Below are 16080 nucleotides of genomic sequence, written 5' to 3' on the forward strand. Positions count from 1 at the left end.
ACTGACGCTCTACTCATTCGTAATATTCAAAAAATGAGAAGAGGGAAGTCATGAGCACGGAAAACAAGGACTATGTCAGCTTTCAACACGTTAAGAAAACCTACGATGGCACGAATTTGGTGGTGAAAGACTTCAACTTAGATATTGCTCCTGGAGAGTTCGTTACTATGTTGGGGCCGTCAGGATCGGGCAAGACCACTTGCTTGATGATGCTAGCAGGCTTTGAAACTGCGACAGGTGGAGACATTTATATCGATGGCGTTCCTGTCAATCATCTCGCGCCGCACAAGCGCGATATTGGTATGGTGTTTCAAAACTATGCGTTGTTTCCACATATGACCATTGCTGAGAATCTTGCGTTTCCTTTAAAGGTGCGAAAACTCGACAGTGACACGATTCAAAGCAAAGTTCGGAGTGTATTAGAAATGGTCGAGCTTGAGCATGTTGCGACTCGATACCCGAAGCAGTTATCAGGTGGTCAACAACAGCGTGTTGCGTTAGCGCGAGCATTAGTGTTTGAGCCTAAACTCGTGTTGATGGATGAACCACTAGGCGCGTTAGATAAGCAGCTGCGTGAGCAAATGCAGATGGAAATTAAACATTTGCATGAAAAGCTTGGCACTACCATTTTGTATGTGACGCACGATCAAGACGAAGCTCTCACTATGTCCGACCGTATTGCGGTTTTTAATCACGGCGAAGTGCAACAACTCGCGACACCAACCGAGCTTTATGAATCTCCGAGTAATACGTTTGTTGCGCAGTTTATCGGAGAAAACAACCAACTCTCAGGTTTAGTCAAAGAGTGGAACGGAAAGTATTGCCAAGTGCTCGTTGGGAAAGAGTTATTTACTGCGAAACCTGTCAGAGTCTCTGAGCAAGGGCAGAGAACAACACTTTCCATTCGACCAGAAAAGATTGTTATTCAACCAGAGAAAGCGTCTTGTGAGAACCAAGTCTCGGGCGTCCTACGAGAATTGATTTATCACGGTGATCATTATCGTCTGGTCGTCGAAGTAGAGAGCGTTGGTCACTTCATCGTTAAAGCACCTAACGATAATCGTAAACACTTGCAGTTAACGCCTGGCTCAATTTGTCGTATTGGTTGGCAAAGTGACGATTGCCATGCTCTTGATGGGACACAAACTCAAAGTAGCGAGGTAGCAGCATGAGTAGAGAGCTAACCGCATTAGATTCTGTATTGGAAATCGAACGCCAAGTTCATGAGCAAGAAACCAATTTGAAAGCGCAGTTGCAAAAGGCCGAGCGCCGAAAAAAGCTTCGCTCCATTATGCTCACAACGCCATTGGTGTGTTTTATTCTGCTTACGTTTGCTTTTCCTATCCTCGACATGCTTTATCGAAGCGTGGATAACCGAGAAATATCCCTGTCACTACCACAAACTATTCAAGCCTTAGAAAGTTGGGATTATCAAGGTCAGCCTCATCAAGAAGTCATTGAGGCATTCTCTGTTGAAGTACTTGCGCTTTATCAAAGAAAAGAGCTGCCGAAAATAGCCAACCGGATGAATATTGAAGAGTCTGGTATGCGCAGTTTACTCATGAAAACCGGCAGAAAGTTGTCTCGTTTGACGTCGCTGCCGAGCTCGGTGACACAGCTAGCTAAGCTGGATAAGCGTTGGGCTAATCCTAAATATTGGGCGGCGTTTAAGAATCTTAGTGGCGCATTAACATTCAGTCATTATCTTGCAGCGCTAGACTTGCAAGTGAATGAGTTTGGAGACATTGAACCCCAACCAGAAAAACGCCAAATATACGTCGACCTTTTCTTTAAAACTTTTTGGATGTCTATTTCAATCACCTTAATTTGTTTGGTGATGGCGTACCCCGTTGCTTACCTGCTTGCCAATTTACCTGATAAGCGCGCGAACTTACTTTTAATCATTGTGCTGCTGCCATTTTGGACATCATTATTAGTCAGAACCACGTCTTGGATTGTTCTGCTGCAAAACCAAGGGGTCATTAATGATCTCCTTATTTGGTCGGGTTTTACTTCTGAGCGAATTCAGATGATTCACAATACCTTCGGAACGGTGGTGTCTATGGTGCACATTCTGTTGCCTTTTATGATCCTGCCTCTGTATAGCGTAATGAAAGGAATTAGCCCAACTTATTTCCGTGCCGCTCGTTCTCTAGGCGCGACGCCTTTCATTGCGTTCATCAAAGTTTATATGCCGCTTACGTTACCGGGGATAGGTGCGGGGGCCTTGCTTACTTTCATTCTTTCTATTGGCTTCTACATTACGCCCGCTTTGGTTGGTGGAAGAAGCGGACAGATGATCTCCAATATGATTGCCTATCATATGCAGACATCACTGAACTGGGGGATGGCTGGCGCATTGGGTGGACTGCTTTTGTTCGTTGTACTGGTTCTGTTTTATATGTTCAACCGTGTGGTTGGTATTAATAACCTTAAGGTAGGAGGATAACCATGGCATTACCAAACTATGCATCAAAAGTAGAGCGAGTTGCTTACGCAGGTTACTTAGCTTTTTGTGGGTTGGTGCTGTTCTTTTTAATCGCTCCAATTCTGACCATCATCCCGTTATCGTTTAATGCAACGCCTTACTTTACTTTTACCGAGGGGATGTTAAACCTTGATTCGGAAGCGTATTCTACTCGCTGGTATCAAGAAATGTTTACTAGTGATCAGTGGCTGTTGGCGCTGAAAAATAGCACGTTCATTGCTTTTATGGCGACACTCGTTGCAACAGGGCTGGGAACTCTGGCGGCGTTGGGTTTAGCCAGTAGTAATTTGCCTTTTCGCAATACGATTATGGCGCTGTTGATCTCACCCATGATCGTACCAGTCATTATCTCTGCTGCTGCGATGTACTTTTTCTACACGCGCCTTGGCTTGTCACAAACTTATCTAGGCGTCATTTTGGCACACGCTGCTTTAGGTACGCCTTTTGTCGTCATTACCGTTACTGCGACGTTAAGCGGCTTTGACCATAGCTTGGTAAAAGCGGCGGCTAGCTTAGGCGCAAACCCTTTTTATACTTTCAGACACATTACCTTTCCTCTGATTCGTCCGGGGATGATTTCTGGCGGCTTGTTTGCCTTTGGCACATCGTTCGACGAGGTTGTGGTGGCGTTATTCCTGACTGGGGCAGAACAAAAAACCGTTCCGAGGCAGATGTGGTCAGGAATTCGAGAGCAAATTAGTCCGACCATATTGGCGGTCGCTACGTTGCTGATTTTTATGTCGGTGTGTTTGCTCGTGACATTAGAAGTTTTACGTAGACGTAATGTACGCATTCGAGGCATTCAAGAATAACCAGACTTTTTCTTTGTTGGTCACTTTGCACTTTTGTTTAGGGGCACCTCAATTTTTGATCAAATGCGCCTCATTGTAGGCGCTTTTCTTTTGTGTTTGTCGTCAGCGATGACTGACATATCACTCTTGTAGCTTAATGCCAGCTTGCTCGAAACGTGCCAAAGGCGACTTGTTTGATTGCTGATACCAACTAGCTGGCATGTTTGATTTAAGTCGCGCTTTTTCTTCCTTGCTAATCACAACATAGTGTAAAAACGCATCAAGTGTGGTTCCCACCACGTCAAACGTCATTTCCCCGTCTTTGCTGATGGCTTTCAATAACCCAACGACGGTTTCCTCAGAGACTAACGGTTCAACCACCGCGTTTTTTCGCTCTTTTATTGATGTTGAAGCGGGCAGGTTTGCACGTGCCGTCTCCCAGCAAACTTTGTTGGCTTTACTGACAAGGTTGTGCTTGTAGCAGTAGTAACTGAATAAAAAGCGTGGCAGGTTTTGCCAGCGTTCGGCTTGGACTTCTAACCAAAGGTGTTGTAGCTCAATATCAGCGTCGGTCATAGGAGTTGTTTAGCAAAAAGAAAAGAAACCATTTTATAGCTTTTGTGAGGAGCAATAAAAGATATTTGAATGGAAAGATAAACAACTAGTTGATCAATATTATTAAAGCAAATCGATTTCTGGCAAGCTCGTGCAACGGCAACTCGAGTACCAAAAACTGACACCGCCACATCTAGTTGTTAACAAAATGTTTCTTCTTGTCTTGCGAGTAGATTATATGGTGATGCTCTTGCAGTAATAAGGGCAGTGGCGATGCAAAAGACGTAATGCATCTAAGGAAAACTCAATATAGAAGAAATTAGATGGAACTGAAGACTTTGAGTGTCGCGATTGCGACAACATTAACCAGCACTGGCGTATTTGCGTTAAGCGAGCCAGTTTCTCAAGTTACAGAGCAACATGCACATTCGGCTCATACACACGGTGTTGAATCCAATCGAGTTGAATACCAACCAACCGCAACTCTCCCTATTCAGCCCTCCAAGGCAACTCGAGTACAGTCACTTGAAAGCCTTGATGAGTCGAGCACTGCTTGTGATTTGGAAGCATTGGTTACCGAAAGCAGTAACCAATTGATCGGCGAAATTTTAAGTCAGGGCGCGACGTGTGTGAACCAGCTATTCTCTGCTGAAAGTCGGATTCAAGAGTCGGTATTTAGCTCCGATCATATGTACAACATTGCGAAGCGTACTACGACATTGGCGAAGGGGTATACAGGTGGCGGGAGCGATGAACTAGAAACGTTGTTCTTATACTTGCGCGCGGGTTATTACGCCGAGTTTTACAATGACAACATCTCATTTATTGAATGGGTCACACCAGCGGTGAAAGAATCCGTGGATGCGTTTGTTAACAACGCAAACTTCTACGAGAACAGCGATCGTCACGGCAAAGTGCTTAGTGAAGTCATCATCACTATGGATAGTGCGGGCTTGCAGCACGCGTACTTACCACAAGTGACCCAGTGGCTTACTCGTTGGAATGATCAATACGCCCAGCACTGGTATATGCGCAATGCGGTTAACGGTGTTTTTACTATTTTGTTTGGTGGGCAGTGGAACGAGCAATTTGTGCAAATAATTGGCAATCAAATGGACCTTGCCAAAGCTTTAGGCGATTTCGCTCTAAGGGCGTCATCAATCGGTGCTGAAGATGAGTTTATGGCCGCGAATGCGGGGCGAGAGCTCGGGCGTTTGACCAAGTATGCGGGTAACGCGAGTTCTGTGGTGAAGAGTCAGCTAAGTCGAATCTTTGAACAGTATGAAATGTATGGTCGGGGTGACGCGGTTTGGCTTGCGGCGGCGGACACCGCCTCATATTACGCAGATTGTAGTGAGTTCGGAATTTGTAATTTCGAAACTGAGCTAAAAGGCTTAGTGCTATCGCAAACTTATACTTGTAGTCCAACAATTCGAATATTGTCCCAGAATATGACGCAAGAGCAACACGCGGCCGCATGTTCTAAAATGGGTTACGAAGAGGGTTACTTTCATCAGTCATTAGAAACTGGTGAACAGCCAGTAAAAGATGACCACAACACTCAGCTCCAAGTCAATATCTTCGATTCAAGCACCGATTATGGTAAGTACGCAGGGCCAATTTTCGATATTAGTACTGACAATGGCGGTATGTACTTGGAGGGCGATCCTTCCCAGCCGGGGAATATTCCCAACTTTATTGCTTATGAAGCCTCTTATGCGAACGCGGATCACTTTGTCTGGAACTTAGAGCACGAATACGTGCATTACTTAGATGGTCGATTTGATCTCTATGGAGGGTTTAGTCATCCAACTGAAAAAATAGTGTGGTGGAGTGAAGGCATTGCAGAGTATGTCGCTCAAGAAAATGACAACCAAGCAGCACTTGATACGATTTTAGACGGCTCGACGTATACCTTAAGTGAGATTTTCGAGACTACTTATGATGGGTTTGATGTCGATCGAATTTATCGTTGGGGGTACTTAGCTGTACGTTTTATGTTTGAAAATCATAAAGATGACGTAAACCAAATGCTGGTGGAAACACGCCAAGGGAATTGGAGCAATTACAAGGCCACGACCACCCAATGGGCGAATTTGTATCAAAGTGAGTTTGAGCAGTGGCAGCAAGCCCTTGTCTCAAATGGTGCACCTAATGCAGTCATAACCGCAAACAGTAAGGGGAAAGTCGGTGAAAGCATTACATTTAGCAGTGAAAACAGTACAGACCCAAACGGGAAGATCGTCAGCGTCTTATGGGACTTCGGTGATGGCTCGACAAGTACACAAACCAAGCCGACGCACCAATATGGGAGTGAAGGGGAGTATTCGGTCAGCCTAAGTGTGACAGACAGTGAAGGCTTGACGGCAACCGCCACTCATACTGTTGTTATCTCAGCGTCGGGCGGTAATGACACATTGCCACAAGACTGCGCGGTGCAAAGTAAAGTAAGCGGTGGGCGCTTAACAGCAGGAGAACCAGTTTGCTTGGCAAATCAACAAACCATTTGGCTGAGCGTGCCAGCGGTGAATGAGAGCTTAAATCTGGCGATAACGACGGGGAACGGTACGGGTAACTTAAAGCTTGAATACAGTAACTCCGGTTGGCCGGATGATACTAATCTTCACGGATGGTCAGATAATATTGGTAATGGAGAGTGTATTACGTTGTCAAATCAGAGTAACTACTGGGGCTACGTTAAAGTATCTGGTGACTTTGAGAATGCCGCCATCGTCGTTGATTTTGATGCTCAGAAGTGTCGTCAGTAGGGCATTTTAACTGCATCATTTTAATTTAATTTAATTGATCGCCTCGCAAATATTGCGGGGCGTTTTTGTTTTTCACACCGTTATCTCTATAAAAAAAGCCAGCCCGAAGGCTGGCAAACAAGGAGTTTGAGATGAAAATGAAAACGTTATAAAGCTTGCTGATATCCTATTTCTCAATAAGTTGGGTTGTGCGTTGAAGCCAGTTTTTATCTTGCGTATCAAGAAAAGGGCTAAGTGCTTGATAGACTCGTGAATGGTAATGATTGAGCCAGTCTAGCTCTGCTTGATCTAGCATTGATAAATCAAGGGCGTTGGTCGCAATTGGAGCAAGAGTGATGGTCTCAAAACCGTAAAACGTGCCGAACTCATTTTGTTCTACTTCTACAACTTTAAGAATGTTCTCTATTCTTACCCCGTACTCACCTTCGCGATAAACGCCTGGTTCATTAGTAATGACCATACCCGGTTTTAGTTCAACCTCGTGGTGGCTTTGCGAGAAATTTTGTGGGCCTTCGTGAACATTCAAGCAAATGCCCACGCCGTGTCCAGTGCCGCACTTGTAATCAATACCATGTTGCCATAAGACGCCACGCGCCATGATATCAAGATTGGCACCCGTAGAGCCTTTCATGAATCGAGTCTGAGTCAGTCGGATGACCGCTTTGAGCACCAAGGTATAATCTTTGCGCTGCTTAATGGTCGGTGACCCGAAGTGGAAAGTACGGGTGATGTCTGTTGTCCCGCCAAGGTATTGGCCACCAGAATCGACGAGAAAGAAGTTGCTTTCATTGACTGCCGCATTGCTTTCTTCATCGGCGGCATAATGCATTTTTGCCCCGTGAGCCGCGAAGCCTGCGATAGTGCGGAAACTGTCACTCACATAATGTCGGGTTTGACGGCGATAGTGATTCAGTTGTGCCTCAGCAGACAATTCTGTAACGAGTCCGCTTGGAACTTGCTCTTCGAGCCAGTTCATAAACCTTACGATTGCCACACCATCATCTGTTAATGCCTGTTCTAGGCTAGTTAGCTCGGTCGCATTTTTTATGGCCTTCATTGCCGTTACAGGGCAAGCCATTGGCTTTAGATTCACATTCCCTTCAATCGAACTCACCAATAAGCTGTCTGTGTGGGTCGGGTTAAAAGCGAGCGATAATCCCTCACATTGCTGATTCAAATACTGACTTACGTAGTTGTAATGGCGAATGTGTACACTCTGCTCGGTCAGCGCTCTTTCAACGTCTTGAGGCAGTTTGGCTTTATCAATAAACAGTGTCGCAAGTGATTGCTCTACGACTAGATAGGCTTCAGAAACTGGGCAGTAATTCGTATCACCACCTCGAATATTCATTGTCCACATGACATCATCTAGCGTTGACACTAATAAGCTATCTACTTGGTTCTCGGTTAACCAAGAACGGATTCTCGCTAACTTATTTTCAGTGTCAACGCCAGCAAAAGCGGTGGGGTGCTCGAATACGGGTGCACTTGGGCGAGGTGGTCTTTCAAGCCAAATCGGTGTGAGTAAATCCAGGTCGACAATGATCTTAATGTTTTTCGTTTCAAAGGCTTGTTTGAGGCCTTGATAAAAAGCGTAACTGATGGCGCGACCGTCAACCGCGACAATACTGTTTTCTGGGAGCGTGGTAGCCAGCCATTTGGCAATTGTCGGTGTTTCTGGTTGTTTGGCTTTAAACAGTTCAAGTCCTGTGCCGTGTAACTGTTCTTCAGCTTGAATATAGTAACGACCATCAGTCCACAGGCCACCACCTTGTTGGGTAATGACGACATCGCCTGCAGAACCGGTAAAACCTGAAATCCAGCTTCGCGCTAACCAATGATCCGCTGAGTATTCACTGTTATGTGGGTCATTGTTGGTCACGATATATGCAGACACGTTGTGAAAGGACATTGCCTCACGCAATAACGTAAGGCGTTGGTTTACTGAGTTAGTATTGTTCATTAAATGGTTCCTAAAGTCATATTTGAGCAATAGATATGATGCTGCTCCGAGCCTGTTTTTATTGGGTTCTGTTGCTCGCATACTTCTGTGGCTTCTGGGCATCGAGTACGAAAAACGCAACCGCTCGGTGGATTAAGTGGAGAAGGAAGGTCGCCGGGCAATAGTTGTATTTCACGGTCACGTGCTAATTGCGGATTAGCTATCGGGACAGCAGATAACAGTGCTTTGGTGTAGGGGTGTTGTGCATCATCAAATACTTGATCGTAACGTCCTACTTCCATAGGTTTACCAAGATACATCACCATAACGCGGTCGCTGATATGGCGCACCACGCTTAAGTCGTGCGCAATCATTACCAGTGTTAACCCCATTTCTTGTTTAAGATCGTCTAGAAGATTGATGACCTGAGCTTGTATGGAGACATCTAGTGCGCTAACGGGTTCATCACACACGACCAAATCTGGATTGAGAATTAACGCTCTAGCAATGCCCACACGCTGGCATTGACCTCCGGAAAATTCATGTGGATAGCGGTTTCGCTGGCTCGCCAAGAGACCCACTTTATCCATCATAGCGATGACACGCTTTTCTACCTCTGCCCGTTTAAGTTGTGGCTCGTGGGTGAGCAGTGGTTCGGCGATGCATTCTGAGATGGTTAATCTCGGATTCAAACAAGCGGATGGGTCTTGAAACACCATCTGAAATTCTCTACGTCGAGAGGAAAGCTCTTTTTTACTAAACCCGAGCATGTCTTGACCTTTCCAAGTCAACTCGCCATGTGTAGGTTCAATTAAGCGAAGTAAGGCGCGTGCAAGCGTTGATTTTCAGCAGCCTGATTCCCCCACAATGCCAAGTGTTTCGCCTCGATAAACATCTAAGTCGATACCATTGACCGCTTTCACGATTTTACGTCGACTTGGAATAAGGTGACGCGAAACAGGAAAGTGGACGTTTAAATCACGAGCAGACATGAGGACTTCTTTTTTGTTCATAACGCCTCCTTAAGCTTTTATTTGAATAGGAGTGATAACACTGGGTGCGTTAACGTGACAGGCAATGGACTGGCTCGTGTTTAATGGAGAAAACCGTGGGGTTTCGTATTGGCAACGCGTCTCTCGATGCTCGCACCGCTCTCTAAACGGACACCCTTTATGGTTAATCAACGCACTTGGTGGGTTACCTGGGATGGTTGGTAAACGTGGCATATCTTCAGTGATAGAAGGAATAGCCTTTAGCAGGCCTTGAGTATAGGGGTGCGCAGGTTGAGCGAACAATGTCTCGGTATCTGATTGCTCCATTTTTTGACCACCATACATGACCAATACGCGATCACACATCTCGGCGACGACGCCCATATCGTGAGTGATCAGTAAAATTGCGGTGTTGAACTCTTGTTGTAAGTCTCGTAATAGCGTCAAAATTTGAGCTTGAACGGTTACATCTAATGCGGTGGTTGGTTCGTCTGCAATTAACAACTCGGGCTTACACAACAACGCCATCGCTATCATGATTCGCTGACGCATTCCGCCAGATAGCTCGTGAGGGTATTGATTCATCCGAGTTTCGGGAGAGGGAATACGCACCGCATCCAACATGTGAATGGACTCCATTTTTGCTTGTTTTCGGCTCATTCCTTTATGAATCATGAGAACTTCACAAAGCTGCTTGCCAATTTTCATGAATGGATTAAGTGACGTCATCGGATCTTGAAAGATCATTCCGATTTTCTCTGCACGGATGCGGTTGAGCTGCTTTTTAGACATCGCGAGTAAATCATCACCGTGGAACATTGCGCTTCCAGACACAGCGCCGTTGTCCGCGGTTAACCCCATTAATGCGAAAACAGATTGGCTTTTTCCCGAACCTGATTCCCCAACAATCCCAAGAGTTTCGCCCGCTTTAATCGAGTAGGAGAGATTACTGACCGCTTGCACTTGCCCATCTGGCGTATCGAAGCGCACGTTCATGTTTTCAATAGATAGCATGGGTTTGTCCTTATCGGTCTTTCGGGTCAAGAGCATCACGCAAGCCATCGCCGATGAAGTTAAAACAAAAGAGGGTGGCAACTAAAAACAGAGAGGGAAAAAGCAGCATCCACAATGCAACGTCAATCGTTTTTGCGCCTTCGGAAATTAGGATTCCCCAGCTCGTGTCTGGTGGTTGAACACCAAGCCCTAAGAAGCTCAAAAACGATTCGAACATAATGAATCCTGGTACCATTAAGGAGGAATAAACCATCACGATCCCAAGCACATTAGGCAGAACATGGCGTCGGACAATTGTCAATTTAGAAACCCCAATAGAGTGTGCGGCTTCGATGAACTCTCGCTTTTTTAGACCGAAGGTGACACCACGTACAACACGGGCAATGCCCAGCCAAGATACCATTCCGATCACGATAAAAATCAGGTAGATGTTGTTGCCAAAAAGGGTAACAAACAGGATAACCATAAACATAAATGGCACCGAATCGAGCACCTCAATAATGCGCATCATTACGCTATCGACAACGCCGCCAAGATAGCCGGAAATACTTCCCCAAATCGTACCAATAACAACGGCGACTAAGGCGCCAACAAAACCTACCAAAATAGAGAGCCTGCCACCTTGCATCGTGCGAGCGAAGACATCTTGCCCGAGATCATCGGTACCAAAGTAATGGCCACTGCTCAGTGAAGGTTTCCCTAGCTCGTATGGATCGATGAGCACTTCCCAGTCAATTTCATCATGGCCAAAAGCGGCAAGAGAGGGGCCGAAAGTGATGCATAAGGTAATGAAAGCCAAAACATACACTGATGTCATCGCGGCTCTGTTTTTACGAAATCGAGTCCATGCATCCTGCCAAAGACTGCGACCTTCGACGGCTTCAATATTGTCGACGACTTGATCTTGAAGAGCTTGTGTATCCAGTTTTTTGATCGTTAACATACCGGACTCCTAAACGCGTATACGAGGGTCGATAATCGTATATAGCAAGTCGACCACAAGGTTAAAGAAGATAGTGAGTGAAGCGACAATCAGAGTAATGCCCATTACTAGGCCGTAGTCGCGGTTGAGAGCCCCAGACACAAAGTGTTGTCCCATGCCACCTGTACCAAAGAAAATGTCGATAATTACCGAGCCTGTCACGACAGACACAAACGCAGGGCCGAGCATCGCAACGACGGGAATCAGGGATGGTCGCAAAGCGTGATGGAATAAAATGTAGGTTGTGGACAAACCTTTGGCCTTTGCCGTTCGAATGTATGGTTGGTTGAGTGTTTCAATCATTGCGCCACGCATGACGCGTGCAATACTCGCAATGGAGCCAATCGCTAGGCTGAGCACGGGAAGAACAAGAAAAGCCAGCTTTCCTCCTTCCCAACCACCAGCAGGGAACCAGCCGAGCTGAATAGCGAAGATCATGACTAAAACTGGAGCAAGCACGAAAGCCGGAACTACAACTCCAGTCATCGAAAGTGTCATCAGGCCGTAATCTAGGCGGCTATTTCGGTTCAATGCCGCAATGGTGCCAAGCAACATGCCAAGTGGAACGGAAATGCAAAAGGAGAGTACGCCTAATACTGCTGAAACTGGCCATGATTGTGCGACGAGCTGTGTAACACTGAAGTCTTGATAAACGAAGCTCGGACCGAGATCTCCTTGTATGAAATTACCAATGTAAATCCAAAACTGAGTAAGGAAGGGCTGGTCCAAATGGAATTTTGCTTCGATATTCGCACGTACCACTTCTGGCATAGGCCGTTCCATATCAAATGGTCCCCCTGGTGCAATGTGCATCAGCCAAAATGATACGAGTGCGATGAATAGAAGCGTGGGGATAGCGATAGCTAATCGCTTAACAATGTACCAAATCATGATCCATCATCCTTTGGTCATCCGAAATCACTTCGAACGGTTATGAATAAAAAATGGTCTGAGCTCAGGTTGCCTTCTCCACCGAGAGATATGAGGAACGGCAAGTAAACATTGAACTTGCCGACTCAGACCGAAAACATGCTTTTAGTGGGCTTTTACATAGACATTCTTGCGGTAGTACGACGACTCAGGGTTTGTCAGTTCGTAGCCGCCCACGTAAGGCTTGATGAGGTATTGATCGTTACCCGGACGATAAATAGGAATAATGGCCATGTCTTCAATCAGCATGCTTTCTGCTTGTAAATACAGTTCTGATGGGTTGCTCATGGTCTTTGAGCGAGCCATTAACTCGTCGTATTGCGGGTTGTTATAACGAGAATCGTTGTACTCACCACTAGAAACGAAGATATCCAACCATGTAGAGGCTTCATTGTAGTCGGCCGTCCAGCCGCCGCGAGTAATGTCGGTCGGCTCTTTAAGTGCGTAGAACACTTTCGGTTCTAGCTGTTTTATCGTGACTTGCGCACCCAACCGGCTTTTCCACATGCCTGCCATGGTGGTTGCCATTTTTACGTCCATCGAGAAAGTTGGTACGGTAAACGTTAACTTAAGCGGATTGCTTTTATCGTATCCAGCTTCTGACAGTAATTGCTGCGCTTTTTCGATACGTTTATGGCGGTTCCAAGTTGCGAACTCTGGAGTGTGAGATTTAAAACCATCTGTTTGAGGTGGCACAAGGGTATACATTGGAACCCCACCGTTTCTCAAAATAGCACTCGTTAATAGTTGACGGTCAATGGCATATGAGAGGGCTTTACGAACCCGCACGTCTTTTGTTGGCCCTTGTTGAGTGTTGAGGTAATAGAATGTGGAGCCAAGAGACGCACTGGTGCTTGCCACTTCTTGTGGGCGTTGTTGAATTAACTTTTTCTTCTGGGCGGCAGGAATGGAAACCGCTTGGTCTATCTCACCAGCTAGGTAGCGGTTTAGCACTACGTTTGCATCACCAATTGGTAGCCAGGTGACTTTTTCCAGCACTACATTGCTTGCGTCCCAATAATGTGGATTTTTAACCATCACCAGTTTTTCGTTAACTTTCCATTCAGAGACAGTAAACGCACCATTTGTAACGATATGCTCAGGCTGGGTCCAACGGTTGCCATGTTTTTCAATGGTCGCTTTATGAACGGGGGCAAGCACTGGATGACTTAATAGTTTCGTAAAGAAGGGAATAGGCTCTTCGAGTGTAACCTGGAATGTTTTTTCATCCAGCGCCTTCACGCCCAAAGACTCAGGCTCGGCTTCGCCCTTCATAATGGCTTGCGAGTTTTCGATATTTGGAATGGCTGCAAACCAAGCGTACGGTGAAGCAGTGCTTGGATTCAGTAAGCGTTGCCAACTGTAGACAAAATCTTGTGCAGTGACCGTTTCGCCATTTGACCATTTTGCATCACGTAAGTGGAAGGTATAAACCGTATTGTTGTCATTGACTGACCAAGATTCAGCAACACCAGGAATGGTTTTACCTTGCTTATCTTGAATGACCAGACCTTCAAACAGGTCTCGACCGAGATTGAAAGCGGGCTCTGCGGCTTGCTTGGCTGGGTCAATAGAAGTAACTTCAGCCCCATTGTTTAGCGTAATTTCTTGTGTCTCATCGAGGGTCACACCTACGGGATACGGCGCGGCATAGCTTGATGTTGCCAGTATTGGACTCATCATCGACGCTAATAAAAGCAACTTAGGTAATTTCATCCTTGTCTCACTCTTTTCATCCTGAAAGATGCCAAAAATGTATATTGTATAAATTGTCTACACAATCGAGTTTTAACATTACTGTAACAGGGTGTCAGGTGTTGAGCTGTCTAGTCTCAAAAAGTGAGCTAGGGGAATTTCTTTGAAGATCTGATATCAAGTTGGCATGACGGGAAGTAATTTTGCTTCGATACAAATTAAAATCCCCTTCAAGCACAGGCTAGAAGGGGAAGATAGTCAGTCTGCTCTTCAAAAGGCATGACGTTAACTGACTAGGAAATGTTTCACGAACTCAGTGATTTTGACCATATCACTTACCGCGATAAACTCTTCTGTCGTGTGTACTTTTGCCATGCCAGTTGAAAGGTTGACCGTTGTGAGACCTTTCTTGTTAAAGTTGTTGGCATCGCTACCGCCGCCAGTGCCTTTTGTGAAGGCGTCAATTCCCAACTCTGAAAACGCTGCTTTTATAGCGTTTACGTGTGGGTGGTTTTCTTCAATAACAAAAGCGTCGTAGGCTCGGCTAGATTCAATTTCGACTTCTGCACCGTGTTTTTTACAGACAGACTCTAATGTTGAGATCATATGATTGACCTGAGCATCTAGTTTATCGCCATTCAGGGAGCGTGCTTCTGCCACGATTTTTAATTCAGGCATAACAATGTTTGTGGCCTGACCGCCGTTAACCATACCGATGTTGGCTGTCGTTTCTTCGTCGATGCGAAGCAGCTTCATTTGGTTGATGGCATCTGCCGCCACCATGATCGCACTGATGCCTTCTTCTGGCGCAAGCCCTGCGTGTGCTGGTCGACCTTTGATTTTTGCCATGATTTTTTGCTGGCCTGGGGCTGCGGTCACAATGGTGCCAATAGGGCCACCTGTGTCTAACACGATTGCTTCCGTTGAAGTGACGTGTGACATATCGAAGTATTGTGAACCGAATAAGCCGCCTTCTTCATACACGGTGAAAGCAAGTTCTAACGTTTTGTGCTCACGGTTTTCCGCTTGAATACAACGAACGGCTTCCATGATAGCAGCAATACCAGATTTATCATCGCCACCAAGAATCGTATTGCCTTTTGAACGGATAACACCGTCTTCGATGATTGGCTCAATGCCAATGCCTGGAGTGACCGTATCCATATGACAGCTCATTAGGATAGAGCTGTCTTTTTTGCCGTCTAAACGGGCGTATAGGTTAAAGCCGTTAGAAATGTGCTTAGGCACTGGAAGCTTGTGCACGGTGAAGCCTAGGTCGCCTAGCTGCTCTGCCAGTGTTTCTGCAATTTGTTTTTCGTTTGTTGATTCGCTATCGATACGTACCAGTTGGCAAAAATGTTCAACTAAGCGTTCTTGATTAATGTGTGTCATTAGATGTCTCTTTTTCTGATCGAGCGTGAAGCCTTGTGGCTCGGCTCGATAGGGAACAGAGCACCACTTATGGCATAGTTACTTTTGAATAAAACTGAGGTGAATCAATAAAGGGGTATCCATGACACGATTCTGACCGATGAGTCCTTCGAACTGTATGAAGCGTCACGAAACATTACTTTCGATGTTTTGTAGGACCAAATGAATGAAGCAGATAGAAATAGGGGGCAATAGGCTTTCTATCCCTCTTTTACTTTTTAAGCTACGTTGCCAAGATAAAATGCCAAAGTAACAACTTATTTACATTTTACATGTTTGCGTAAAGCCGAAAATATCAATCTAATGTATTGAAAATAAGCAGTTTATTTAATGTTTACGAAAGTGGATTCGATGCGCCTCCTGTGTGTAACATATTTTTTACAATTATGCGTAAAAATCGCCAAGGTAAAGATTTCTCCCCACGTATTCCAATTTCTCAAGACCTGCGCCAAGTTAGAAAAATAAGTCCAAACAAAAGCTACTGAGACAAGG

Annotated in this window: 11 protein-coding genes and 1 pseudogene; 4 read left to right on the plus strand and 8 right to left on the minus strand. The window is 45.5% G+C overall.

Annotated features, from left to right (window positions below; translation table 11 throughout):
- Window positions 1-50 precede the first annotated feature (50 nt).
- The 3 genes from IJ23_RS01720 to IJ23_RS01730 are packed head-to-tail and all read left to right on the plus strand — an operon-like array spanning window position 51 to window position 3300.
- Window positions 51-1172, plus strand: a complete 1122-nt coding sequence (locus IJ23_RS01720; protein ID WP_033905161.1) for an ABC transporter ATP-binding protein — start codon at window positions 51-53, stop codon at window positions 1170-1172.
- Complete coding sequence (locus tag IJ23_RS01725) at window positions 1169-2449, plus strand: ABC transporter permease (protein WP_033905162.1); 1281 nt, start codon at window positions 1169-1171, stop codon at window positions 2447-2449. Before IJ23_RS01720 ends, IJ23_RS01725 begins: the two co-directional genes overlap by 4 nt.
- Window positions 2450-2451: 2 nt before the next feature.
- A complete protein-coding gene (locus IJ23_RS01730) occupies window positions 2452-3300 on the plus strand; it encodes an ABC transporter permease (RefSeq protein WP_033905163.1) in 849 nt (282 codons plus the stop codon).
- 120 nt (window positions 3301-3420) lie between these two features.
- Here the strand turns inward: IJ23_RS01730 and IJ23_RS01735 are convergent, their stop codons facing one another.
- Entirely contained in the window at window positions 3421-3855 is a 435-nt protein-coding gene (locus IJ23_RS01735) for a hypothetical protein (protein ID WP_033905164.1), read from the minus strand.
- 302 nt (window positions 3856-4157) lie between these two features.
- On the opposite strand from IJ23_RS01735, the gene IJ23_RS01740 reads away from it, so the two are divergent.
- The gene (locus tag IJ23_RS01740; RefSeq protein WP_033905166.1) at window positions 4158-6602 is read left to right on the plus strand and encodes a collagenase; all 2445 of its coding nucleotides are present in this window, start codon (window positions 4158-4160) and stop codon (window positions 6600-6602) included.
- 166 nt (window positions 6603-6768) lie between these two features.
- Here IJ23_RS01740 and IJ23_RS01745 read toward each other — a convergent pair whose 3' ends face one another.
- The 7 genes and pseudogenes from IJ23_RS01745 to IJ23_RS01775 all read right to left on the minus strand — a co-directional run bounded on the left by IJ23_RS01745 (window position 6769) and on the right by IJ23_RS01775 (window position 15549).
- Complete coding sequence (locus tag IJ23_RS01745; protein ID WP_033905167.1) at window positions 6769-8565, minus strand: aminopeptidase P family protein; 1797 nt, start codon at window positions 8563-8565, stop codon at window positions 6769-6771.
- Window positions 8565-9557: pseudogene (locus tag IJ23_RS01750) on the minus strand (ABC transporter ATP-binding protein). The gene IJ23_RS01745 and the pseudogene IJ23_RS01750 overlap by 1 nt, the downstream one beginning before the upstream one ends.
- A gap of 9 nt (window positions 9558-9566) precedes the next feature.
- Window positions 9567-10550, minus strand: a complete 984-nt coding sequence (locus tag IJ23_RS01755; RefSeq protein ID WP_033905168.1) for an ABC transporter ATP-binding protein — start codon at window positions 10548-10550, stop codon at window positions 9567-9569.
- 10 nt (window positions 10551-10560) lie between these two features.
- Window positions 10561-11493 (minus strand): ABC transporter permease subunit, encoded by a 933-nt coding sequence (locus IJ23_RS01760; RefSeq protein ID WP_005377839.1) that lies wholly within the window; start codon window positions 11491-11493, stop codon window positions 10561-10563.
- Window positions 11494-11502: 9 nt separating this feature from the next.
- On the minus strand, window positions 11503-12423 hold the full coding sequence (oppB, locus tag IJ23_RS01765; RefSeq protein ID WP_005377838.1) for an oligopeptide ABC transporter permease OppB: 921 nt from the start codon (window positions 12421-12423) through the stop codon (window positions 11503-11505).
- Window positions 12424-12567: 144 nt separating this feature from the next.
- Window positions 12568-14178: a peptide ABC transporter substrate-binding protein gene (locus IJ23_RS01770; RefSeq protein WP_033905169.1), complete on the minus strand. Its 1611-nt coding sequence runs from the start codon at window positions 14176-14178 to the stop codon at window positions 12568-12570.
- 264 nt (window positions 14179-14442) lie between these two features.
- Window positions 14443-15549 (minus strand): M20/M25/M40 family metallo-hydrolase, encoded by a 1107-nt coding sequence (locus tag IJ23_RS01775; RefSeq protein WP_033905170.1) that lies wholly within the window; start codon window positions 15547-15549, stop codon window positions 14443-14445.
- Between the last annotated feature and the right edge of the window lie 531 nt (window positions 15550-16080).

This window comes from Vibrio sp. OY15, from assembly GCF_000742455.1.
GTDB classification, from domain to species: domain Bacteria; phylum Pseudomonadota; class Gammaproteobacteria; order Enterobacterales; family Vibrionaceae; genus Vibrio; species Vibrio alginolyticus.

Excerpts from the sequence above, each read along its gene's own strand:
- IJ23_RS01720 (WP_033905161.1), top strand. The coding sequence starts at position 51 with ATGAGCACGGAAAACAAGGACTATGTCAGCTTTCAACACGTTAAGAAA.
- IJ23_RS01755 (WP_033905168.1), bottom strand. The coding sequence starts at position 10,550 with ATGCTATCTATTGAAAACATGAACGTGCGCTTCGATACGCCAGATGGG.
- IJ23_RS01725 (WP_033905162.1), top strand. The coding sequence starts at position 1,169 with ATGAGTAGAGAGCTAACCGCATTAGATTCTGTATTGGAAATCGAACGC.
- IJ23_RS01740 (WP_033905166.1), top strand. The coding sequence starts at position 4,158 with ATGGAACTGAAGACTTTGAGTGTCGCGATTGCGACAACATTAACCAGC.
- IJ23_RS01735 (WP_033905164.1), bottom strand. The coding sequence starts at position 3,855 with ATGACCGACGCTGATATTGAGCTACAACACCTTTGGTTAGAAGTCCAA.
- IJ23_RS01775 (WP_033905170.1), bottom strand. The coding sequence starts at position 15,549 with ATGACACACATTAATCAAGAACGCTTAGTTGAACATTTTTGCCAACTG.
- IJ23_RS01745 (WP_033905167.1), bottom strand. The coding sequence starts at position 8,565 with ATGAACAATACTAACTCAGTAAACCAACGCCTTACGTTATTGCGTGAG.
- IJ23_RS01760 (WP_005377839.1), bottom strand. The coding sequence starts at position 11,493 with ATGTTAACGATCAAAAAACTGGATACACAAGCTCTTCAAGATCAAGTC.
- IJ23_RS01770 (WP_033905169.1), bottom strand. The coding sequence starts at position 14,178 with ATGAAATTACCTAAGTTGCTTTTATTAGCGTCGATGATGAGTCCAATA.
- oppB (WP_005377838.1), bottom strand. The coding sequence starts at position 12,423 with ATGATTTGGTACATTGTTAAGCGATTAGCTATCGCTATCCCCACGCTT.
- IJ23_RS01730 (WP_033905163.1), top strand. The coding sequence starts at position 2,452 with ATGGCATTACCAAACTATGCATCAAAAGTAGAGCGAGTTGCTTACGCA.